The sequence below is a fragment of the Flavobacterium sp. B114r genome (assembly GCF_056824125.1).
Genome location: NZ_CP124858.1, coordinates 5,381,041 through 5,405,418 on the forward strand (window position 1 = coordinate 5,381,041; position 24,378 = coordinate 5,405,418).

18 protein-coding genes and 2 rRNA genes are annotated in these 24,378 nt (G+C 34.6%); 12 read left to right on the top strand and 8 right to left on the bottom strand.

Annotated features, from left to right (window positions below):
- Positions 1–14: 14 nt before the first annotated feature.
- The 3 genes from QLQ94_RS22395 (at position 15) to QLQ94_RS22405 (ending at position 1,611) form a co-directional block, all read left to right on the top strand.
- Positions 15–482 (top strand): SRPBCC family protein, encoded by a 468-nt coding sequence (locus QLQ94_RS22395; protein WP_271338313.1) that lies wholly within the window; start codon positions 15–17, stop codon positions 480–482.
- 67 nt (positions 483–549) lie between these two features.
- Positions 550–918 (top strand): iron chaperone, encoded by a 369-nt coding sequence (locus QLQ94_RS22400; protein WP_271338314.1) that lies wholly within the window; start codon positions 550–552, stop codon positions 916–918.
- 6 nt (positions 919–924) lie between these two features.
- The gene (locus QLQ94_RS22405) at positions 925–1,611 is read left to right on the top strand and encodes a mutarotase (RefSeq protein ID WP_271338315.1); all 687 of its coding nucleotides are present in this window, start codon (positions 925–927) and stop codon (positions 1,609–1,611) included.
- A gap of 34 nt (positions 1,612–1,645) precedes the next feature.
- Here the strand turns inward: QLQ94_RS22405 and QLQ94_RS22410 are convergent, their stop codons facing one another.
- From QLQ94_RS22410 to QLQ94_RS22425, 4 genes are read right to left on the bottom strand one after another with little or no spacing between them, the layout of a single operon-like run.
- Positions 1,646–2,008, bottom strand: a complete 363-nt coding sequence (locus QLQ94_RS22410) for a VOC family protein (protein WP_271338316.1) — start codon at positions 2,006–2,008, stop codon at positions 1,646–1,648.
- A 28-nt stretch (positions 2,009–2,036) separates the two neighbouring features.
- Positions 2,037–2,462, bottom strand: a complete 426-nt coding sequence (locus QLQ94_RS22415) for an SMI1/KNR4 family protein (RefSeq protein ID WP_271338317.1) — start codon at positions 2,460–2,462, stop codon at positions 2,037–2,039.
- Positions 2,463–2,477: 15 nt separating this feature from the next.
- Positions 2,478–2,903: a hypothetical protein gene (locus QLQ94_RS22420; protein ID WP_271338318.1), complete on the bottom strand. Its 426-nt coding sequence runs from the start codon at positions 2,901–2,903 to the stop codon at positions 2,478–2,480.
- A gap of 8 nt (positions 2,904–2,911) precedes the next feature.
- Positions 2,912–5,059, bottom strand: a complete 2,148-nt coding sequence (locus QLQ94_RS22425; RefSeq protein WP_271338319.1) for a cation:proton antiporter — start codon at positions 5,057–5,059, stop codon at positions 2,912–2,914.
- Positions 5,060–5,375: 316 nt separating this feature from the next.
- Here QLQ94_RS22425 and QLQ94_RS22430 point away from each other — a divergent pair, with 316 nt between their 5' ends.
- The 8 genes from QLQ94_RS22430 to ypfJ all read left to right on the top strand — a co-directional run bounded on the left by QLQ94_RS22430 (position 5,376) and on the right by ypfJ (position 17,478).
- Complete coding sequence (locus QLQ94_RS22430; protein ID WP_271338320.1) at positions 5,376–6,803, top strand: L-serine ammonia-lyase; 1,428 nt, start codon at positions 5,376–5,378, stop codon at positions 6,801–6,803.
- Between the two features lie 123 nt (positions 6,804–6,926).
- Positions 6,927–8,126, top strand: a complete 1,200-nt coding sequence (locus QLQ94_RS22435) for an SH3 domain-containing protein (protein ID WP_271338321.1) — start codon at positions 6,927–6,929, stop codon at positions 8,124–8,126.
- A 49-nt stretch (positions 8,127–8,175) separates the two neighbouring features.
- Positions 8,176–8,994: a 3-methyl-2-oxobutanoate hydroxymethyltransferase gene (gene panB / locus QLQ94_RS22440; protein WP_427401957.1), complete on the top strand. Its 819-nt coding sequence runs from the start codon at positions 8,176–8,178 to the stop codon at positions 8,992–8,994.
- 391 nt (positions 8,995–9,385) lie between these two features.
- On the top strand, positions 9,386–10,075 hold the full coding sequence (locus QLQ94_RS22445; RefSeq protein WP_482498580.1) for an RluA family pseudouridine synthase: 690 nt from the start codon (positions 9,386–9,388) through the stop codon (positions 10,073–10,075).
- Between the two features lie 73 nt (positions 10,076–10,148).
- Positions 10,149–11,477 carry an aldehyde dehydrogenase gene (locus QLQ94_RS22450; RefSeq protein ID WP_271338324.1) on the top strand — a complete coding sequence of 443 codons (1,329 nt, stop codon included), beginning with the start codon at positions 10,149–10,151 and terminating at the stop codon, positions 11,475–11,477.
- A gap of 122 nt (positions 11,478–11,599) precedes the next feature.
- Positions 11,600–12,391 (top strand): DUF2189 domain-containing protein, encoded by a 792-nt coding sequence (locus QLQ94_RS22455; protein WP_271338325.1) that lies wholly within the window; start codon positions 11,600–11,602, stop codon positions 12,389–12,391.
- 92 nt (positions 12,392–12,483) lie between these two features.
- Positions 12,484–16,536, top strand: coding sequence for a PAS domain S-box protein (locus tag QLQ94_RS22460; protein ID WP_482498583.1), 4,053 nt, complete (start codon positions 12,484–12,486; stop codon positions 16,534–16,536).
- Between the two features lie 93 nt (positions 16,537–16,629).
- Positions 16,630–17,478 carry a KPN_02809 family neutral zinc metallopeptidase gene (gene ypfJ, locus QLQ94_RS22465; RefSeq protein WP_271338327.1) on the top strand — a complete coding sequence of 283 codons (849 nt, stop codon included), beginning with the start codon at positions 16,630–16,632 and terminating at the stop codon, positions 17,476–17,478.
- 451 nt (positions 17,479–17,929) lie between these two features.
- Here the strand turns inward: ypfJ and istB are convergent, their stop codons facing one another.
- Both istB and istA read right to left on the bottom strand, forming a co-directional pair.
- Complete coding sequence (gene istB / locus QLQ94_RS22470) at positions 17,930–18,658, bottom strand: IS21-like element helper ATPase IstB (RefSeq protein ID WP_482497946.1); 729 nt, start codon at positions 18,656–18,658, stop codon at positions 17,930–17,932.
- Between the two features lie 23 nt (positions 18,659–18,681).
- The gene (gene istA, locus QLQ94_RS22475; RefSeq protein ID WP_271338775.1) at positions 18,682–20,235 is read right to left on the bottom strand and encodes an IS21 family transposase; all 1,554 of its coding nucleotides are present in this window, start codon (positions 20,233–20,235) and stop codon (positions 18,682–18,684) included.
- Positions 20,236–20,681: 446 nt separating this feature from the next.
- Here istA and QLQ94_RS22480 point away from each other — a divergent pair, with 446 nt between their 5' ends.
- A complete protein-coding gene (locus tag QLQ94_RS22480) occupies positions 20,682–20,963 on the top strand; it encodes a hypothetical protein (RefSeq protein ID WP_482498585.1) in 282 nt (93 codons plus the stop codon).
- 115 nt (positions 20,964–21,078) lie between these two features.
- On the opposite strand, the gene rrf is transcribed toward QLQ94_RS22480, so the two are convergent.
- Together rrf and QLQ94_RS22490 are read right to left on the bottom strand one after the other, a co-directional pair.
- A 5S ribosomal RNA gene (rrf, locus tag QLQ94_RS22485) occupies positions 21,079–21,188 on the bottom strand.
- Positions 21,189–21,340: 152 nt separating this feature from the next.
- Positions 21,341–24,224 (bottom strand): 23S ribosomal RNA (locus QLQ94_RS22490).
- Positions 24,225–24,378: the final 154 nt, after the last annotated feature.

Below are 24,378 nucleotides of genomic sequence, written 5' to 3' on the forward strand. Positions count from 1 at the left end.
CTTCTTATTAAAAAATGAAAGCAGAAAACAACCACTTCGCAAAAGCCGAAATGCTAATTAGAAAACCTGTTTCAGAAGTTTTTCAAGCTTTTACAGACCCGGAAATAACACGTAAATTTTGGTTTACAAAAGGTTCCGGAAAATTAGAACAAGATACTACCACCGAATGGATTTGGGAAATGTATGGTTTTTCACTAACGGTTACAACACTAGTTTTGCAGGAAAATCATAAGATTGTGATCGAATGGGGAAATCCTGATGAAACCACATTAGTCGAATGGATATTTAGCCCACTAAACGAGCATGAAACTTTTGTAAGCATTATCAATTCAGGATTAAAAGGAGATGCTGATAAAATAATCGATCAGGTCAGAAACTCAACCGAAGGTTTTACTTTAGTCTTAGCCGGAGCGAAAGCATATCTAGAACACAAAATAGAACTGAATTTAGTTTTGGACCGCTTTCCTAAAGGACTTGCATAAAAAAGTTTTATTTTTTTTTGTTTCAGGTTAGTTACGAAAACTTGAAACTTCAAACCAAAAAAAAAACATGGACATAAAGAAACCAGTAGATATCGACGAATATATTGGCGCATTCCCAAATGATGTTCAGGAGATTTTGGAGGAAATCAGAACAACAATTCAGAAAGCTGCTCCGGATGCCAAAGAAAAAATTAGTTATTCGATGCCGGCTTTTGACCAAAACGGAATCGTTATATACTTTGCAGCTTTCAAAAATCATATTGGTCTGTATGCTTTGCCCAGTGGTCACGAAGCTTTTAAAGAGGATCTCTCAAAATATAAATCAGGAAAAGGTTCCGTACAATTTCCCCTTAATGAACCAATACCATTAGATTTAATAACCAAAATTGTAAAGTTTAGAGTGAAAGAAAACCTTGAAAAAGCAAAAAAGAAATAATTTTAAATGAATTTAACTGAACATTACAATCAGCTTTACACCAAATCTTCCGGAGAAATTTTAAACGGAAATTATAAATTAGATACGCAAATAAATAATATATCCGATTCCAGATTTGGCATCACGTTATTAATCCGTCCAAGCGAAATAATAAAAGCCAATATTCAGCTGTTTTTAGATGAACTAAAGGCAATTGAACCCAATCAATATTATTATCCTGATTCAGATATTCATATCACGGTTATGTCAATTATTTCATGCTACGAAGGTTTTACTTTAGATAAAATAAACATTCGCAAATATGTCGACGTAATTCAACAAAGTTTAGTGCATCTCGATAAAATTAAAATTGAATTTCGAGGTATTACAGCTTCACCTTCTGCGATAATGATTCAAGGTTTCCCTACTGATGAATCGTTGAATAATTTCAGGAATAAACTTCGTGAAGACTTTAAAAATTCAGCTCTGGAACAAAGTATAGATAGTCGATACACAATAGCAACTGCACATACCACAGTTATGCGATTTCAGGAAAAGCTTGAAAACCCGGAAAAATTAATACAAATTGCAGAAAAATTTCGCAATTATGGTTTTGGGGAATTCAAGGTAAAAAATATGGAATTAGTTTATAATGATTGGTACCAGAGAGAAAGCAACACAATTCATTTAGCCGATTTTTATATAGCAAATTAAAAAACTTTGCGCCTTTGTACATTGGTGGCAAAAACTATTTATTAAACTTACCAAAGTGCCATAAAACACCGGACGGATCGTGTAAAAAACATTCGCTTCCCCAATCTAAATGCACTGTAGGTGTTAACTTAACTCCATATTTTTTAGTTAAGTTCAAAGCCAATAAATGATTATAGTAATAATCAACATCTTCAACTTCAAGAAAAATCATAGTATTTTCGTTCCAGCTTTTGTCATAATAATCCTGAAGATAAAAGGCTAAATCTCCAGTCTTAAAAACAGAAAACTTTGAATCTAAAACTCCTTCTTCGAAACCTAAATCCCGATAGAAATTTCTGGAAATTTCGAAATCTTTGGCTCCAATAAAAGGTCTGATTGAAATTGCTTTGTGATTCATCTTATTGTGTTTTATAAATTATATAAATTTAAGAAAACCATTCAATTTTATGATCAAGACGAATAAGAAAATCAGTAAATGACTTTCCGATTTCAATATTATGTTTACTATCCAAATCAATAAAAGGAGAAAGTATTATTTTTACATTATCAGATAGATCTATTTCAATCCCTATAAATTCGCCGCTTCCGTTTGAACCAATCCCAATAGTTCTGGTCAATTCTTCAACTATATTATAGTTTTTATTGGCTTCGATTATTTCTTCTAAACTCCAGAGATTTATAAACTCAACGCCAATAAACTGGTCAATACCAAAGTAATTTTCAAGATAAAAAATATAATCTTTCGGGAGTTTTAAACCTGAATATGATTCAACATCAGCTACTTCAACAGAAGCTTTTATATCCCTTTTTGGAAAATCGCATTTTGACATAATTTCTAGTAGATCATCCATAATCGAAATGCTGTTTTATAAATTGATATCATTATAATAAACCAGAAACCATTTGTTTTTAATGAGTTTGAACTGTCTTTCGACTTCAAAACCACTATCAGGAATCCAAAATCTTTCGATTATCAAAGTATCGCTTTTTACCAAACTATGTTCGTAATTTTGTATTTCATTTTTCTCAGAAACCGGAACATTTATAAACTTCCAATTTTCTTTAGTCCAGTTGTGTCTGTCAAAACCCGAAACCGAGATTCCATCAATAGGAAAGTCTACTCTTGAAATCTGAAAAACAGAATCTGAATGAAATTGAGAATTAAATACATCAAAATTCTCCCCTTTTACAATTGTAGTTTTTTTTGATTCTGATAAAGATTCCTGCTTTTTATGCTGACAGCTTATCAAAATCAAAAATGCAACAATAGATACTACTTTTAGACAATTCATAATCAAAATTACCCCTTCTTCAAAATATTCCCTAATCCTCGACCTATTTGCTCAATGGCTTCAATACCTTTCGTTAATGGAGTTGCAGTAAAATCTTCATACGCATCCATAGAAGTCCCTTTGCGGTCATCATGGGCATAAACCAAAATCAGATTATTTTCATTAAATAATCGCTCAAATTTCTGTGGTAATTTGTCAAAGATCGACTGATAAGAAACAGATCCTTTTCTCGATAAATTAAAGACTATTAAATCTGTCAGTTTTATTTCTTCTGAGATCGATTCAAAATCATCCCAATCCATAATACTTTTAAAACCTAACTTAGCATTTAATTTCAAATTAACAGCAATTTGCTGGATTGCCTGATGTGTTTTATATTCGGCGTAAATCACAATCGGAATACTTAATTCTTGAGATAATCGGCAGATTTTCTGCAATAAAAGATGAAATCCAATTCCTCTTTCAGAAAAAGGCGGACAAATAAATACCAATCTTTTTTCTTCTATAAAAGTCTTTTGAAACCTGCAGATAAATAAACTTTTATCTACATTATTGATAATTGAATCTACGTTTTCTCCAAAAATCTTATCCAGAAAACCCGTTTTTCTTGGCCAGCCTACAATCACAATATCTGACATGATTTCTTTAGAAGTTCTCGCAATTCCACTCGCGGGATTATGGTCGATTCTGGCAATTGTATTTATTTTTACTTCTGAAGCAGATCCCTGAATAACAAATTTATCAACTGCTTTTCTATACTTTAGAATATTCTTTTCGGCCTGATCATTATTTGGCACAATCGTTAACAAAGTGACCGGATTAGCTGATTTTTTATCTTTAATTAAAAGAGCAAAATCTAGTAAAGTAGCCGTCGCAGAAGTTTTGGCTAACGGAATTAAAATATGTTCATCTAAAATTTGATCGCTATGTGCATCTTCATGCGAAACCTCTTCTTCGCAAATTGCTATTTTTTTAGCTGCTTTTTCAGTTGCAAACGAAGCAACAATACAAGTAATTAATATTAAGATAATAGTTCCGTTTAAGATATTCTCGTCCAGAATCTTTGCTTTAAATCCAACCAAAATAACGGCTAACGTTGCGGCAGCATGTGCACTGCTTAATCCAAAAATAAGTTGTCTTTCAGTCTTCGTATATTTAAAAACAATCTGAGTAAAAAATGCCGCAATCCATTTTCCAAAAATAGCTACAACACTCAAAGTTCCCGCCACAATTAATGCTGTGGGTCCGCTAAGAATCACGCTGATATCGACCAACATTCCTACCGAAATCAGGAAAAAAGGAATAAACAATGAATTCCCGATAAACTCTATTCTATTCATCAATGCCGACGAATGCGGAATTAAAGGATTTAATGCCAGACCAGCAACGAACGCTCCAATAATGGGCTCTACTCCTGCTACTTCGGCTAAAAAGGCCGCAAAGAAAACAACAGAAAGTACAAAGATATAATGAGCGTGTTTTTCGCTTTCTAATTTTTTAAAGAACCATTTTGCGATTCTCGGAATAACCAAAAACATAATGGCTGAGAAAATAGCCAATGAAACTGTTAGTTTTATCCAGAAAGCCTGATTCAGGTTTCCCTGACTGCTTCCCATAATAACAGCCAGAATAATCAAAACAGCTGTATCAGTTAATATTGTTCCTCCAACAGTAATTGCAACAGCCTGATTTTTTGCAATACCAAGTTTACTTACAATTGGGTACGCCACCAAAGTGTGTGTTGCAAACATACTGGCGGTTAAAAAACTAGCATTAAAATCGTATTGTAACAAATAATAACAAACTGGAAATCCTATCGTTAACGGAAAAATAAAGGTGAAAAAACCGAATAATAAACTCTTATTTCGGTTGGCTTTAAACTCATTCATATCCAACTCAAGTCCCGCGATAAACATAATATAAAGAAGCCCAATTGTAGAAAACAAATCTACTGCCGAGTTTTTTGCCAGAATATTAAGTCCGTGTGGTCCAATGATTACTCCAGAAATAATAAGCCCTATAATCCCGGGAATATTGATTTTTTTTAATAAAATAGGCGACAAGAGAATAATGAAAAGTATTAACGAGAAAATCAATACTGGATTGCTAAGCGGTAATTCGAATTCTTGTAAAAAATGCTTGAAAAATTCTATCATAATGTAATTTTATCTTCTTTGTGGTATTTCAATTTTTCGCAAAAGATCTGTGCAAATTAAAACAAAACCTCAGAAGTTATTATTTACCGATTTATTTAAAACTAAAAAAATCGGATTCTTTAGTGATTACTTCATTACAAAAATACCTAAAAAAAATGCGAACTTTTCACGAAAACCGCATATTAAGTAATAAAATTTGTTTCGTTGCCAAATTATTAATATTTAATATTTTTTTTAACAAAACTGCAACATTAACAAACGAAAGTAAAAGTTCATTGCATTATTCAATTATCTTTGTCTTAATAAATATTACACAATGGAAGAATGTATCTCTGTTTTTGATATGCTTAAAATTGGCGTTGGCCCCTCAAGTTCTCATACTTTAGGGCCTTGGAGAGCCGCAGAACGTTTTTTAGAAGAGCTGAAAGACGAATCAATTTTAGACCAGGTTAAACGGGTTAAAGTCGACTTATACGGATCCCTTTCATTAACAGGAAAAGGTCACGCTACTGATTTATCTGTAATGTTAGGTTTAAGCGGGCAAGATCCTGAATATATCCCGGTTGACAATATTGCAGGAATCATTAAAACGATCGAAGATACAAACGAGATTATTCTTGCAAACGAACATAAAATTCCGTTTTATTTTCTTCAGGATATTGTGTTCAATAAAGAGTTTCTTCCTTTTCATGCAAATGGACTAAAATTTACGGCTTACAAAGCCGACGATTCTGAATATGAATCTACTTTCTATTCTATTGGAGGTGGTTTTGTAGTGAAAGAAGAACGTACAAATGCAAAAATCAAGGAGGTCATAAAATGTGCTTTCCCCTTCCCGATTCAAAATGCTGTTGAACTTTTAAATTATACGGTTTCAGAAAACAAATCCATTTCGGAAATTGTTTACGAAAACGAAAAATCAATGCGTCCGGAAGCCGAAATTCACTCTGAATTAATGCGCATCTGGAACACGATGTTAGAATGTATGTATATTGGCTGCCATACCGGAGGAATTCTCCCAGGCGGGTTGAACGTTCGCAGAAGAGCTTTTGATATGCACCAAAATTTAATAGGTTTATCGAATTATTCGAACCCGCAAACTTGGTTGGAAGAAATCAGAAAAACCGAAGTGAAATTTCGCCAAATCTTAAAATGGGTAAGTTGTTTTGCACTTGCTGTAAATGAGGTAAACGCCTCTTTAGGCCGCGTTGTTACTGCACCTACAAACGGAAGTGCTGGTGTAATCCCTGCCGTTTTAATGTATTATCTGGTAATTGAAAATCACGATGCAGGCGAAAAAGAAATCAAACAATTTTTGATGGTTGCCGGAGAAATTGGAAGTATCTTTAAGAAAGGGTCTACCATTTCAGCAGCAATGGGCGGTTGTCAGGCCGAAATTGGTGTTTCATCATCTATGGCTGCGGCGGCACTTTGCGAATTAATGGGCGGATCTCCTGCTCAGGTTTTAATGGCTGCCGAAATCGCTATGGAACATCATTTAGGTTTAACCTGTGACCCAATTGGCGGTTTAGTTCAAATACCGTGCATCGAAAGAAATACAATGGGAGCAATAAAAGCAATTAATGCTGCTGAACTTGCTTTAGAAACAGATTCTAAAAATGCAAAGGTACCTTTGGATAAAGTCATCAATACAATGTGGCAAACGGCAAAAGACATGAACTCTAAATACAAAGAAACCTCTGAAGGCGGATTGGCAATTGCTGTAAATATGGCGGATTGTTAAAATAATAAAGGTTGCCACAGATTAAAGGATTTACACAGATTAAGTAAGTATGAATTAAGCATATTAAAAAAATCATTTTAAATCCTTTAATCTCTGGCAAAAAACTCTTCCAAATTTTACTTCATGAAAAAATATTACTTTCTTATTACAATACTATTTTGTTCCGTTTTAATGCATGCTCAGGAACGTTATTTCCTTAATTCAGATACGCGTTTGTATACTTCTTCGAATGCTTCTGCTGATTTTTTGGGCTATTTTAAATATGGTGCCGAAGTACAATTATTATCAGAAAGCAAAAACGGCTGGTATAAAGTAAAAGCTGATAATTTATCTGAAGGTTATATTCCTGAAAAATATGTCGCTACAAGATTAAACGCCAAAGATGTTAAAGTTAGAGACAATGAAAATCCTATTTTAGAAGGCGGAGATAATTATTACGGCGGAAACCATCTTTTTGTTTTAGTTGCTGGTTTAAAAGCGCGAGCACAACCAGATAAAAATTCAAAAATAAAAGAAATATTAAATACAGGAGATCCTGTCGCTATTAATTACCTTCCTAAGAATCAGGAAGACTGGGTTAATATAAGTGGTAATTTTAATGATGAATACGCAAGGTTTACGCTAAGAAAATTTGTTGGCAAAAGACCTGATTTCAATACTTTAATAAATGACTTTGACAAACTGGATGTTGCGAATATCACAGAGCGCAAAACCATTGGCGAAAGACTTGTAGAATTAGCCTGGAATAGTGATAACACTACTTTAGCTCCTGCATATCAAAGATATTATGAAGTCGTTAAACAATTAAATGATCCGAAACTTCTTGCTGATACAGAATTAAATATGGCTGTTGCCAAAGGAGTAACAAAACATAAAAAGCCAGAAGAAATTCTTGCTTTCGTTAAAAAATCCGAATTTATTTTGAAAGGAGTAAAAACCAAATCATGGTATATAACCCAAAAAGATTTGGTAAACACTTTCGGAAAACCTCCTAAAAAAGCAATTGTAAGCGATGAATGTGGTGTTTATTTAAGTGAAACTTTTTATTACTATCCAGATTTAGAAGCTTCTGTAGATGAACAAAAAAATCAGGCCGAATTAACTAAAGTTTTTATTAACGAAAACAACAAGTTAGTTTTAAATCCAAACGCAATATTAGACAATTCAGTAACTGAAAAAGCATTTGTCGAAAAATACGGTACTTATATTGGTGCTTCTATAAAAGTACCACATTCTTACTCCATACAAATAGAAGACAGCGAATTTAAGATAGAATTTAAAGATGGAAAGTTATTTTCGATCGAAATATTCTTCTATTGCTGATTTCAATCTATAATTATTCAATACTTTTACATCTTCAAAAAAAAACAAAATGTCAGTAGCAAAAAAAGATTATAAAAGAATCACAACAAAGTCATTAATCGAAATGAAAAGCAACGGAGAAAAAATCTCTATGCTAACAGCTTACGATTTTACAATGGCAAAAATTGTTGATACCGCAGGAGTCGATGTGATTTTAGTGGGCGATTCAGCATCAAATGTTATGGCGGGTCATGAAACGACGTTGCCAATTACTTTAGATCAAATGATTTATCACGCTTCATCTGTAGTTCGAGCTGTAGAAAGAGCACTAGTTGTGGTTGATTTACCTTTTGGAAGTTACCAATCTGATCCAAAAGAAGCTTTGCGTTCTGCTATCAGAATCATGAAAGAAAGTGGCGGTCACGCTGTGAAACTTGAAGGAGGAAAAGAAATAAAAGAATCTATCAAAAAAATATTAAACGCAGGAATCCCGGTTATGGGTCATTTAGGTTTAACACCTCAATCAATCTACAAATTTGGAACTTACAGTGTTCGCGCCAAAGAAGATGAAGAAGCAGAAAAATTGATCGCTGACGCAAAATTACTTGAAAAAGTAGGTTGTTTTGCTATCGTTTTAGAAAAAATCCCTGCCCATCTGGCAGAGCAAGTTGCCAAAAGTATTTCGATTCCAGTTATTGGTATTGGTGCCGGCGGTGGCGTTGACGGACAAGTTTTGGTTATTCACGATATGTTAGGAATGAACAATGAATTCAGTCCGCGTTTCTTACGTCGCTACTTAAATTTATACGAAGAAATGACAAAAGCAATTGGTCAATATGCTGCTGATGTTAAATCTAGTGATTTTCCTAATTCCGGTGAACAATATTAGTTTTTTTTTTAGGTACTAAGGTTCAAAGTAACAAAGGCTCAAAGGTTTTAAAATTATAAGTTCAATGCCATTAAGTTAAGCGTTTTTTGAATGCAGACTAATTATTTTTGTGTCAATAACGCTATCAGAATCCGCAATCGTGTCATCTCGACGAAGGAGAGATCAAAACAGAAACTCGACAAAGATTGGCGAATATCTGAACGGAAATACTAGTGTGATCTCTCCTTCGTCGAGATGACAAACTTTGTGTTTAAGCTTGGAGACTTGGAGAGAAAATTATGATACAAAACTTAACTTAACAAAATTGAGCTTTAACTAGAACAACATTTGAAATTCATAAAAAAGATTTAGCCAAAATTTCTCCTTATCTAAAATTCCCAACAAATCTACAATGAAAATAATATCAGATAAAAACAACTTACAAATACTACACGAAGACAACCATATTATTGTGGTTAACAAACGCGTAGGCGACATTGTACAAGGTGATAAAACGGGTGATAAACCTTTATCTGATGTTGTAAAAGAATACATAAAAGAGAAATACAATAAACCTGGTGATGTTTTTCTGGGAGTGATTCATCGTTTAGATCGTCCTACAACCGGAATTGTTGTTTTTGCGAGAACAAGTAAAGCACTTACGAGAATGAACGAAATGTTCAGTAATCGTGAAACACAAAAAACCTATTGGGCAGTTGTCAAGAATAAACCTCAGGAAACAACTGCCAAATTGGTTCATTATCTTAAAAGAAACGAGAAAAACAATACTTCAAAAGCACATTTAAAAGAAGTTCCAGACAGTAAATTGGCAAGTTTAGACTATACTGTTTTTAAAGAACTTCAGAATTATGTGGCACTGGAAATCAATTTACATACAGGTCGTCATCATCAAATTCGCGCTCAATTGTCAGCAATTGGATCCCCAATAAAAGGAGATTTAAAATATGGTTTTGACCGAAGCAATCCTGACGGTGGAATTCATCTTCATGCAAGAAAACTAGTTTTTATACATCCCGTTTCTAAAGAAAACATTACAATTGTAGCGCCAACTCCGGACGAAACAATCTGGAATGCAATTTGATTTTATGAAACAATTGTTAATTTTTTAATTTTTATCGATTAACTTGCATAGGCAAAAACAAGTGATCATAAAAATGGACTATAAAAACGACATCGGGTACAGAAGAGAAACGCTGAAAAAATTGTTGTACAATATTCAAAAAAGCGAAGACTTAATTGTAAAAGCTTTGTACGATGATTTTAAAAAGCCAGAATTTGAAGCTGTTTTAACAGAAACAAATTATGTCATTTCAGAATTAAAAGATACCATAAAAAACATTAATAAATGGGCAAAACGAAAACGTGTTTTCCCATCCCTTCTTAATTTTCCTTCTACAGATTATATTTTTAAAGAACCATATGGAAACGTATTGGTAATTGCTCCCTGGAATTATCCTTTTCAATTGGCTTTATGTCCTCTAATCTCTGCAGTTGCAGCGGGAAACAGAGTTGTTTTAAAACCATCAGAACTTACACCCCATACATCAGCAATAATTGCGAAAATCATCGAAAAAACATTTCATGTCAATCATGTAGAAGTTATTGAAGGCGGTGTCGAAGTATCAAATAAATTATTAGCCCAACGCTGGGATTATATTTTCTTTACAGGAAGTGTTTCTGTTGGTAAAATTGTAGCAAAAGCCGCTGCAGAAAATTTAACTCCAATCACTTTAGAATTAGGAGGAAAAAATCCTTGTGTTATAGACGAAACCGCCAATTTAAAATTAGCAGCCAAACGTATTGTCTGGGGAAAATTTATTAATGCAGGTCAGACTTGTATTGCGCCGGACTATATTCTGATTCAGAAAAACATGAAAGTTAATTTCATTACTTTTTTAATTGAAGAAATCATAAAGGCTTACGGTAAAAAAATGGATAAATCCCCTGATTTTGCCCGTATCATTAATACCAAAAACTGGTTGCGACTCGCAAGTATGATTGAACCTGAAAAAGTAATTTTTGGAGGAGAAACAGACGCTAATGAACTTTATATTTCACCAACATTAATTGAAGAACCGGCACTCGAAAGTCCTGTAATGAATGAAGAAATATTTGGACCCATTTTACCAATTTTAACTTACGAAACACAAACTGACATTGATACTATAATCAATCGCTATGAGAAACCTCTTGCATTTTATATTTTTAGCGAAAATAAATCGTTCGCCAAAAAATTAATCAAAACATATTCTTTTGGCGGTGGATGCATTAATGATACAGTTATTCATTTTTCTAACAAAAGACTTCCTTTTGGAGGTGTTGGACACAGTGGTATGGGCGCTTATCACGGACAATTGAGCTTTGATGTCTTTTCTCACCACAAAGCTATCGTAAAAAAAGGCAATTGGTTAGATTTACCAATGCGATATGCACCCTATAAAGGCAAATTATCATCTATAAAAAAGGTACTGGATTGGATGTAATAAGTGAAAAACAATTTTGTAATGTTTGCAGATTTTCAGACGGATTTGATTAAAAATATTATATTTACGTCACATATTTATCTTAAAAGACAAAATATAAAAACAATACCACTTAATAAAAAATGAAATCTATCGTTGAACAAATCAAAGACATTAAGAATCACGGTTATCACTTAGATTTTTCAGATGTCTTTAACAGTGCTTTTGAAAACTATAAAAAAATAGCACTTTATGCCGGATTAATATTATTAGTATTTTCAATACTTTTTGGTATTATCGGTTCTATTGTATTAGCAGCAATTTTTGGTGCAGATAAATTAAGCAATCCTGCATTTTTTAATATTCAGCCTATCCATCTCTCCAGTACTCAAGTACTATATTACGTTCTGGGAACAGTTCTTTTTTCAGCATTATTAAGCCCTTTTAGTGCCGGTTTTTTAAGAATGGCATACTGTGCAGATCGCGATCAGCAATTTAATGTTTCAACAATTTTTACATATTATAAAACCAAACATTTTTTACAAATATTTCTGGCAACTGCAATCATATCATTGTTTAGTGCTTCAATTTCTACATTTCTGGAAATTCAGAAACTTAGTAATTTAGGAATTATTATCTCACTGATTATATCTTATTTTACGTTTTTAACAATTCCCCTTATAATATTTGGAAATTTAAAAGCACTTGATGCAATAAAGTCAAGTTTCATTATTATTTCAAAACAACCACTTGTGCTTTTTGGACTAATGACTACAGTTGTAGCGGGTTTAATTGTGGGTTTTATGGCTTTTTTTATTGGAATTCTTTTTACAGTTCCACTTAGTTATTCAATGACATATGCTATATATCATGCAATTTTTAAAAATGACAAGGAAGATCCAATTGATTCAATTGGTCAATCGGATTTAGAATAAACAGAAAATTTTATATAAAAACAGAACTTAACCTACTCTGATTTAAAATTTTTTAAAAGAAATTTTACTAAACCAAACATACCCCAAATTCAATGGTAGAAAACTATAGTTTTTTCAATTCGTTGATTTCAGGAATTACCTCCCACGGTAATGCCCTAGACTCAATCATTACAAACTGGTATGTTTTCAGCTCAGATATTATTTTTTTTCACAATTCTAAATTTATCATTTTAGGATTAATGTTATTTGGTTTTCTGGGGATATTAGTTTATCAATTCTTTCGGATCAGAGCCAGAATTGGTTATTTTATAGAAAAAAAGCTAGAGGTAGAAACAGGTAACAGAGAATATCAACTCTACATTCTCTTCTTTGGTATTGCGATTATTGTAATCGAAATCATTAATGAAATCTTTAAAATCAGACCTAAAAGCTTATTAATCGTAAATTTATCAATAGGATTTGCAGTCCTGATTATCTATCTTATAACAAATAAAGTAAAATTTTTACGGGATCATATTCAACCCATTTTTATATTCTTTTTCTTTATTTACATAAGTTATGTGGCAAACAACATTATTATTCTTCCAAATGATGTTGTACCAATAATAGTTTTTTTAATTTCATTTTTCTTTTCTTACAGTATTCTAAAACCCATAAAAGTCTATTGGTTTTTCATTATTTTGGTTTTTGTTTTTTTAGTTCTCACAATTGTTTTCGATCTGATTCCTCTAAAATCATCAATCTTATTGATTAATTTCTGTATTCTGATTTTCATACTCAATCAGGTAAAATATGCCGTTTTATTAAACAATCTTGACAATTTCAGATTTACAAATGAGATTGTTCACAAAGGAAACTCATTAACAATTGCCACAAATAAAAAAAATGAAGTCCTGTTTTGCAGCGAGACCATAACATCAATTTTAGGTTATTTACCGGAAGAAGTGACTGGTTTAAAATTCTGGAAATTAACGAAAGAGACTGATTATATTGACAATATTAAAAACTTAAACCACGCAGAAAACAAACTTTATATTCGAAAATTAAAAAGCAAAAATGGCGAATACAAGTACATTCAGTGGAAAGATAAAAAATTCTCCGACGACTTAATTATAAGCATTGGTCAGGACGTTACAGAACAAATTAATGTTCAGGACCAATACAAAAATCTAATTCAGACCGCTACAGATATTATATTTGAGATTGACAATAATGGCTGTTTTACTTTTGTAAATGATTTTGGCTTTTCGATCTTGGGTTATTTTGAAAATGAAATTATCTCACAACACTACTCAAATTTTATTCATGAAAATTATCAAAGAAATGCAGTTGATTTTTATGAAAATCTAGATCCTGATGAAAATAATTTTCCAACAATCGAAATTCCAATTCTAAAGAAAAACGGAAAAACATTATGGATCTCCCAAAAAATAATAACCCGTAAAAATGATTTGGGACAAACAATCGGTTTTGCTGGTATAGCCAGAGATATTACAGATATTAAAAACATAGAAAACGAGAAAAAAAAGCGTCTAAAAAAAATAGAAGCTTACAACAATTCAACAAAAAAATTATCTACTTCAGATTTTAGCAAATATGCTAATTTAAATACTGTTATTGATTACATTATAAAAGAAGCAGCTACGGTAACGAAAACAAATCGCGTAAGTTTCTGGAAATACAATAAAGACCTGATTACGTGCAAGAACCTATTTAGCGTTGATAATCAAAACTTAAGCGACAAAAATATTCTTGACAAACAATCTTATCCAATTTATTTTGAAACTTTAAAAAACAAAGCCATCATTAACGCCCCGGATGTATTTAATAAACTAGAAACATCAGAATTTCAAAAGCTCTACTTTACCAAAAATCAAATTAAATCAATGTTGGATGTTCCAATATTTTTGAGTGGACAATTGGCGGGAGTAGTTTGTTTTGAGAGCACTGAAGAAAAAAGAGATTGGGATAACGAAGACATTACATATGCCCGAACGATTTCAGATATAATTTCTATTGCTATTTCATCTCAAATGCGTCTTGAAGCTGAGCGAAGATTAGAATTTAAAAGTCAATTACTTTATGCGCTTTCACTATGTACTGAAAAGTTTTTATTGAGCAAAACTACTCATGAAATGTTTCAGAAAACTTACGATTTAATAGGCAAAGCTGCTAAAGTCGATCATATGTACTATTATGAAAAAGATTTTACAACCAACACTGTTAGTCAGAAATACAAATGGTCAAGAAAAGGAATCAGGCATCAAACAACTGATCTACAACAACTTACAGAGGATGATTTAAAAGAAATTTATGAAGCTGCTAAAAATAGAAAAATACTAAACAAGCTGACGCGTAAACTTGAGAATACTTTTTTTAAAAAACTATTAATTGATAATGAAATCAAATCGATTTTGATTTTACCTTTATATATAAATGATATTTTTACCGGTTTCATAGCTTTTGATGATTGTACAAAAGAAAGAAAATGGTCTGAAGAAGAAATCTATATCTTTCAGGTTCTTGCCAATAACATTTCATCAGCATTGGAAAGGAATCGAAATGAGGCTAAAATTCTTGAAAGTGAAGAGAAATTTAAATTGATTGCCAATAATATTCCCGGAACTGTTTACCTGTCTAAATTTGACGCTTTTTCGACAAAAATTTTCCTTAACGACGAAATTTTAAATTTAACAGGTTATTCTAAGTCAGAATTTATTGAAAATAATTTATCTTTTCTATCCCTTATTCATCCGGAAGATAAAGATGAAGTAATCAACAATCAAATTGATAATTTACAAAGCGGAATACCTTTGCACAATATATACCGGATTCGAAGAAAAACAGGCGAATATATTTGGGTAGAAGAATTTGGAGATGTCATTAAAAAAGGCTCTGAAATTGAATTTGTAGGCGGGATTTATTTTGATATCACCAACAAGAAAGAAACTGAAGATGCCATAAAAGCCAAGCAACTGGCCGAAGCTGCAAATAAATCCAAATCGGATTTCCTTGCCAATATGTCCCATGAAATCAGAACACCACTAAATGGTATTATCGGCTTTACCCATTTATTAATGAAAACGGACTTAGAAGAAATTCAGGAAAAATACATGACCACTATTAATCAATCAGCACATTCGCTGTTAGAGATTATAAATGATATTCTCGATTTTTCCAAGATCGAAGCCGGAAAACTAGAATTATTTATCGATTTATATGATATTAAAAAAGTATTAGGTCAGGTTTTTGATCTAATTGTGTACGAATCGAATCAAAAAAATCTTAAATTAGAATTAAATGTCGATAACAATGTTCCTAAATATATCTGGACAGATATCGTCAGGATCAAACAAATTTTAATTAATTTACTTTCAAATGCAGTAAAATTCACGAACGAGGGTTCAATAAAACTGAATGTTTCTATTCTTAAAAAGCATACAAATAATTATTGTACTATCCGCTTCTCAGTAATTGATACAGGAATTGGTATTCTAGAAAAAAATCAAAAGAAAATTTTCAAAGCTTTTTCACAAGAAGATAGTTCCACAACAAGAAAATTTGGAGGAACTGGTTTAGGGTTAACAATTTCAAATCAGTTACTAGCCTTAATGGAAAGCAAATTACAATTAGAAAGTAAAATAGACACAGGGAGCAATTTTTATTTTGATTTAAATTTAAAAACAAGCAACCAAAGTATTAACGAAAAATACAATGATGAATTAAAAAAAATCAACCTTGAACATACTACCAAAAACATAACTAAAAGCTATAAAAACATTACATTTTTAATTGTAGAAGACAACAAAGTAAATATGTTATTATTAAAAACTATTATCAAAAACCTCTACAGCACAGCTTATATCTATGAATGTGAAAATGGTTACGAAGCCGTAACTCAATTTGAAAGTATTAATCCCGATCTTGTTTTTATGGATATTCAAATGCCAATTATGAACGGTTACGAAACAACAAAAGCCATTAGAAATATCAATTCAGGAAGAAATATTCCAATAATTGCTGTAACAGCCGGCGCTGAGAAAGACGAGAGAAACAAATGCCTATCAGCAGGAATGGATGATTATATCTCAAAGCCAATTATAAAAGGAACTGTAGAAGAAGCCTTAGTAAAATGGTTAAAATAGTTAAACTAAATCGTTTCATATAACTTGTAATTCCCAAAAAATATATAAATTAGTACAACAAATAATTTACAATAAACTAAAATACAATATAATATGAAGTGGCAAGGCAGAAGACAAAGTGATAATGTTGAAGACCGACGATCAATATCTGGCGGGAAAGTAGTCGTTGGAGGTGGTATTATTGGTATTATTATTTTATTAGTAAATGTTTTTGGCGGAGAAAATGCTCAACTTATCACTCCTGTTTTGGAACAATTGCAAGGCGGTCAACAACAAACTGAAGCCACAGCCACGTTAAGCAAGGAAGATGAAGAAATGGGTAATTTTGTCAGAGTAATTCTCGCAGACAATGAAGACATTTGGAGTAAAATATTTGCTGAACACGGAATGAAGTACAAAAATCCAAAATTAGTACTCTTTAGAGGTTCTGTAAACACGGCTTGCGGCGGAGCATCATCTGCATCCGGACCATTTTATTGTCCGGCAGATCAAAAAGTATATATGGATTTAGGGTTCTTTGAAGAACTGAAGACTAAATTCGGTGCCAAGGGTGGCGACTTTGCCATTGCCTATGTTATAGCACATGAAATTGGACATCACATACAAACCTTAATTGGAACTTCAGCAAAAATGCATCAGGCACAAGAAGGTAAAAGTCAAGCCCAAGCTAACAAACTCTCTGTTGCCTTAGAATTACAAGCTGATTTTTATGCAGGAGTCTGGACACACTACAATCAGGAAAATTTAGATACCGGAGATATCGAAGAAGCGTTAAGCGCCGCTAATGCAGTTGGTGACGATGCTATTCAAAGCAAAATGTCTGGACAAGTTATTCCCGATTCCTTCACGCACGGTACATCTGAACAAAGAATGTACTGGTTCAAAAAAGGTTTTAAAACCGGCGATATCAACCAGGGAAATACTTTTGAAGAAATAAGATAATTATAATTCATAGACCAAACTATTATAACCAAATGAGCATGATTTAAACATCATGCTTTTTTTTGTTTTTATAATACACTTAACAAATAAGTTTTGATAATATCATTCCTTTTTGCAACCCAGAGATAAACAAAATTCATTTCACCCTTTTAAATTTATTTTGGAAGTTTGGGTTTTACCGCAAAAGGATATCGCTGCCATCCCTAACGCAATCTAAAATAAAGAGAAGTGTCATTATTAAAATGAAATCCCAATGTATTTCCCATTGAACCTTTACAAACTTTACAAGAACATTAAATCAATAGTTTTTTTGTGCTTCTCTTTTAAAAAAGCAAATTAGAAACTATTTAAGAAAAAATGCTGGGTATTTCGGTCGGACCGTGCCACCCATTTCGGTTGAAATGGTGCCACTTTGAAAGAGATTACAATAATACAAAAAAGTTTGTTCAGTTTAAAAATTTGCTTTTCTCATAGACTCGCCTTGCAGATTTATTCTATGAGAAGAATTTACAATACGATCTAGGACTGCGTCAGCAATTGTCGAGTTCCCAATTATATCATGCCATGCAGATACAGGTATTTGAGAAGACAGTATTATTGATGCTTGATTGTACCTTTGGTCAACAATGTCCAATAATGCTTCCCGGGATTGGTTATCGAATGGTTGTAAGCCAAAGTCATCCAGAATAAGTAGATCTGATTTTAGTATCTTTTTCATTTCCCTTAGGTATGTCCCGTCTAATTTACTTATTTTTAATAAATTAAAAAGATTAGCAGTGTTATAATATAAGACTTTATAATCCATCAAACAGGCTTGGTATCCCAGAGCCTGAGCAAGATAACTTTTTCCAACTCCGCTGGAACCAGTTAATATTACATTCTGTTTTTTGAGAATAAAATCCAATGTTCCTAGACGGGTAAACATATTTTTATCTAGATCTCTGTTTTGAGTATAATTCACATCTGGCATACTTGCACTTTGTCTAAATTCAGCCTGTTTAATTAGCCTTTCTATTTTTCTATTTTGTCTATTTTCATACTCGTGATCCGTCAATAAACCAATGTACTCATCAATAGTAAATGAGGTCATTGTGTTGTTTTTAATGTGACTGTGATGTAGCTGTGCCATGTCGTTAAGTCTCATGGTCTTTAGCTTTTCGATAGTTTGATTGTTGTCCATATTATAATATTTAAGATTAATATTTATTGATACGCTGAGGCTCCTCTGATGTTTTGATGTACTGGGATGTGATTAGTGTTAGCGTCTAGTTCTTGGAACATAGCTTCTTTGAGATCCATATTATGACGCAGGATGTTTTTGATATGGGTGTAGGTTGCAACATTAGCATTCAATGCAATCTCACAAGCTTTATCCAGTCTTTGTGATCCATAACTCTTGTGTAGTTGTATTAAGCCAATCACCCTCTTGTATCCAATCTCAGGGTAATCGACATTACACAGAATCTTCTCTACGCATTTGACTAAATGAACACCATGTGGAGCTGCTTGATTTTTAAAATACTCAGGACTCCAACTGGTATAGCTTTGATGCGTACTGGATAAATGTTCCTTAATTGTATTGTAATTCCCTTTTTTCGGGTTTCGTTTATGTATTGCAATGCGTAAATGATTATAATAGATCTCTACTGAAGTATTGGTGTAGTGAATCATTGTATGATGGCCTATGTAGCGATAAGGAACGCTATAATAACTCTTGTCAGGTGAGAAATACACATAACCTATCTTCTGAACTTTAGCTCTTTTATAATCCTTTATTTGATAAGTAGTACAGGGTAATGCTTTTAAATATTGTCTTTCCACAGATTGAAAGAGCTCTACACGACTTGCTTCTTTACGTTGAAAAAGTAATTGGTTGTAAGTGATTAGCATACGTCGTAGCTCTGCATTGAGCTCTTCTAAAGAGAAGAAAGTCATCTCCCTGATTGGGTAGTAAATTCTTTGGTAGACAAGATGTACTGCGTTCTCCACTAACGCCTTATCTTGGGGAGCATAAATACGAGTTGGATTGACTATGCAGTTATAGTGGCTAGCAAAGTCTTTAAAGCTTCTGTTTATTTGTGATTCATATTTACTTGCGCGAGATACAGCTGATTTTAAGTTATCGGAGACTATTGCCAAGGGAACACCTCCATAAAAGTTTAGCGCATTAGTACAGCATATAATAAGATCTTCTTTCTTCTGACTCGGACAGGCTTGCACATAGGTATATTGGCTATTAGGAAGTATAGCCACAAAAACTTCTACAGATATAATTTCTCCTGTGTTTTGATCAATATATGAGAGTTTTTTACCTGCAAAATCAATGTACATCTCTTTACCAGGTTCATGCTCTAACTTCATAGAGCCTTTTACTTCTTTATATTTCCGGTTATAATGCTCCATAAACTGTGTGTAGCTGTAGGGATTAGCTACTGTCTGAGCATATTGAGCATAATGATATAGAAAAGTAAATCCAGGATGATTCCGAGCTTTATTAACCGTCTCAAAATAGAGCATTAAAGAGTTATGTCTTTGAGTGTCTACTGTCGTAAAGCTAGAAAAGAGCTCTGATAGTTGTTCAATATCCAACGTCAGCAACTGTTCTAAAGAGTATTTAGAGCCTTCGAAAAGCTGCATATAAGTATTTACAGTATTGCGAGAAATACCTAATGTACTTCCAATTTTACGATTGCTATAACCGTCCAAATGTAAAGTAATGATTTGTTTTAAGTCCATAGGATCAAGTTTATTAGCCATATCGTATTGCTTTAGATAACAACAAGATAGTAGCTGATTTTGATCTTTCAAAGTGGCACAAATCGAACCGGAAAACTATGACTTATTAACCGAGTGGCACAAATTGAACCGAAATAGTGGCACTATTCAAACCGAAATAGTGGCACAAATTCACCGAAATGGGTGGCACGGTCCGACCGAAATCACTGGCACAAATCGAACCGAAATATCCAAATGCATAAGAAGCAAGGAAAGCAAAAAGAAAAACAACTTTCCACAATTGCATTTGGTAACAAAATATTATCCGGTCCAGCTTTGCAAACTTAACGAATGCTTCAGCGGAATTTTTGTGTTGATCCTAAGAATCCTTAAAAGATGTTTCGTCTGTATCCCAAAGGCTTACTTCTTTATAACAAAGTGAGGAGTCATTTAGAGGTAAAAAGTAATAGGTGTTTTTTGTGTATAAATTGTATGTTTTATTTGCAACTAAGACATTATCAGTTGTCCTGATTGTCAAACTAAATATTTCTAAGATATCAGAAGTCTTTCCTTTTACTTTTGGAGATGCAGTTATTTTAAACTCATTAGCACTAGTTGTTGTATCATCGTTTTTTATCCAATTTACTTCAGACCTTGCAAATGCTTCAGCAGAATCTTTTAATGCTAAAGTAAAAGCATTTAGAAGTCAATTTAGAGGAGTGCGTAAAGTAGATTTCTTCTTATTCAGATTGTCTAATCTTTTTGCCTAATCCCCAACTTTTGCGTTTGATCCGACAGACTCCCGATAGCTATAAGGGCTCGCGCATTACTGCAGTATTTTGTAAAACAAAAAACCCTGTTTCGCTAGAAACAGGGTTTTCAAAAGAAAGGCGACGACATACTCTCCCACATAACTGCAGTACCATCTGCGCAGGCGGGCTTAACTACTCTGTTCGGGATGGGAAGAGGTGAGCCCCGCCGCAATAACCACCTTAAGAAGTTATAATTGCTTTGGGCAATTTGTTCTTCAATTTTTAATTTTTAATTCAAAATCTATAATTGAAGTAATATCTTAACATACTGAGATAAAGAAAAAAGTATTGATTTAGAAAGTTTCTTCTCCCACCTTACGGTGGGAGAAAAGGGTGTACATAAGCTTACGGATTATTAGTACTACTCGACTATGACATTACTGCCTTTACATCTATAGCCTATCAACGTGGTCATCTCCCACGATCCTTAAAAGAAATCTCATCTTGTGGTGGGTTTCGCGCTTATATGCTTTCAGCGCTTATCCCTTCCAAACGTAGCTACTCTGCGATGCTCCTGGCGGAACAACAGATACACTAGAGGTTTGTCCAATTCGGTCCTCTCGTACTAGAATCAGATCCACTCAAATTTCTAACGCCCACAGTAGATAGAGACCGAACTGTCTCACGACGTTCTGAACCCAGCTCGCGTGCCACTTTAATGGGCGAACAGCCCAACCCTTGGGACCTTCTCCAGCCCCAGGATGTGACGAGCCGACATCGAGGTGCCAAACCCCCCCGTCGATATGAGCTCTTGGGGGAGATCAGCCTGTTATCCCCGGCGTACCTTTTATCCTTTGAGCGATGGCCCTTCCATGCGGAACCACCGGATCACTATGCTCTACTTTCGTACCTGATCGACCTGTATGTCTCTCAGTCAAGCTCCCTTATGCCATTGCACTCTACGCACGGTTACCAAGCGTACTGAGGGAACCTTTAGAAGCCTCCGTTACTCTTTTGGAGGCGACCACCCCAGTCAAACTACCCACCAAGCAATGTCCCCCGTAAAACGGGGTTAGGCCTCAGATAAACAAAGGGTTGTATTTCAACAATGACTCCACAACGCCTGGCGACGCCACTTCACAGTCTCCAACCTATCCTACACATCATTTATCCAAGGTCAATACTAAGCTATAGTAAAGGTGCACAGGGTCTTTTCGTCCCACTGCGGGTAAACGGCATCTTCACCGTTACTACAATTTCACCGAGCTCATGGCTGAGACAGTGTCCAGATCGTTACACCATTCGTGCAGGTCGGAACTTACCCGACAAGGAATTTCGCTACCTTAGGACCGTTATAGTTACGGCCGCCGTTTACTGGGGCTTCAATTCAATGCTTCTCCGAAGATAACATCTCCTCTTAACCTTCCAGCACCGGGCAGGTGTCAGGCCCTATACTTCATCTTACGATTTTGCAGAGCCCTGTGTTTTTGATAAACAGTCGCCTGGACCTCTTCACTGCGGCCCTGATTACTCAGGGCGACCCTTCTCCCGAAGTTACGGGTCTATTTTGCCTAATTCCTTAGCCATGAATCTCTCGAGCACCTTAGGATTCTCTCCTCAACTACCTGTGTCGGTTTACGGTACTGGTACTAATTACCTGAAGTTTAGAGGTTTTTCTTGGAAGCCCTTAGGCGCACTATCTCTTTGTCCGAAGACTCCGAGTACTATCGTATTTCCCCAAAACCCGTGGATTTGCCTGCGGGTCTTATAGGTAGGTACTTCAACGAACTATTCCGTCAGTTCGCGGCGCTTTCATCACTCCGTCACCCCATCACAGTAATTAGTAGTACGGGAATATTAACCCGTTAGCCATCGACTGTCCCTTTCGGGTTCGCCTTAGGACCAGACTAACCCACAGCTGATTAGCATAGCTGTGGAAACCTTAGTTTTTCGGTGTGCGGGTTTCTCGCCCGCATTATCGTTACTTATGCCTACATTTTCTTTTCTAACCAGTCCAGCATACCTTACGATACACCTTCAACCCTGTTAGAATGCTCCCCTACCACTTACAATTGCTTGTAAATCCATAGCTTCGGTAATATACTTATGCCCGATTATTATCCATGCTCGTCCGCTCGACTAGTGAGCTGTTACGCACTCTTTAAATGAATGGCTGCTTCCAAGCCAACATCCTAGCTGTCTGGGCAGACAAACCTCGTTCTTTCAACTTAGTATATATTTGGGGACCTTAGCTGATGGTCTGGGTTCTTTCCCTCTCGGACTTGGACCTTAGCACCCAAGCCCTCACTGTTAGTGAACATTATATAGCATTCGGAGTTTGTCAGGAATTGGTAGGCGGTGAAGCCCCCGCATCCAATCAGTAGCTCTACCTCTATATAACTTTATAACTAACGCTGCACCTAAATGCATTTCGGGGAGTACGAGCTATTTCCGAGTTTGATTGGCCTTTCACCCCTACCCACAGGTCATCCGAAGACTTTTCAACGTCAACCGGTTCGGTCCTCCACTGTGTGTTACCACAGCTTCAACCTGCCCATGGGTAGATCACACGGTTTCGCGTCTAACACTACTGACTAAAGCGCCCTATTCAGACTCGCTTTCGCTACGGATCCGTGGCTTAACCACTTAACCTTGCCAGCAACGTTAACTCGTAGGCTCATTATGCAAAAGGCACGCCGTCACCCCACGAAAGGGCTCCGACCGCTTGTAAGCGTATGGTTTCAGGATCTATTTCACTCCGTTATTCACGGTTCTTTTCACCTTTCCCTCACGGTACTGGTTCACTATCGGTCTCTCAGGAGTATTTAGCCTTAGCGGATGGTCCCGCCAAATTCAGACAGGGTTTCACGTGCCCCGCCCTACTCAGGATACCACTATCTATTATACTCGTTACCCATACGGGACTATCACCCTCTATGGTGTCACTTTCCAGTAACTTCCGGTTCCTTGTACATAAAATATCGTGGTCCTACAACCCCAATCTTGCCGTAACAACATTGGTTTGGGCTAATCCGCGTTCGCTCGCCACTACTTACGGAATCACTTTTGTTTTCTTCTCCTCCGCCTACTTAGATGTTTCAGTTCAGCGGGTTTGCCCACCTATCGGTGTACTATGTCTTCAACATAGTGGGTTGCCCCATTCAGGTATCTACGGATCAATCGGTGTGTGCCCGTCCCCGTAGCTTTTCGCAGCTTATCACGCCTTTCATCGCCTCTGAGAGCCAAGGCATCCCCCATACGCCCTTATTTTGCTTATTGTACCAATCTTAAAATTAATTAAGACCGTTTTTTTTTGTTCTTTACAATAAATTGTAAAAAACGCTTTCTACTTTTTATTATTTTCTTATCTCAATATGTCAATGAACTTTTTCTTTTTCAGAATAAAGAACATAGAGAATAGAGAATAGACTTT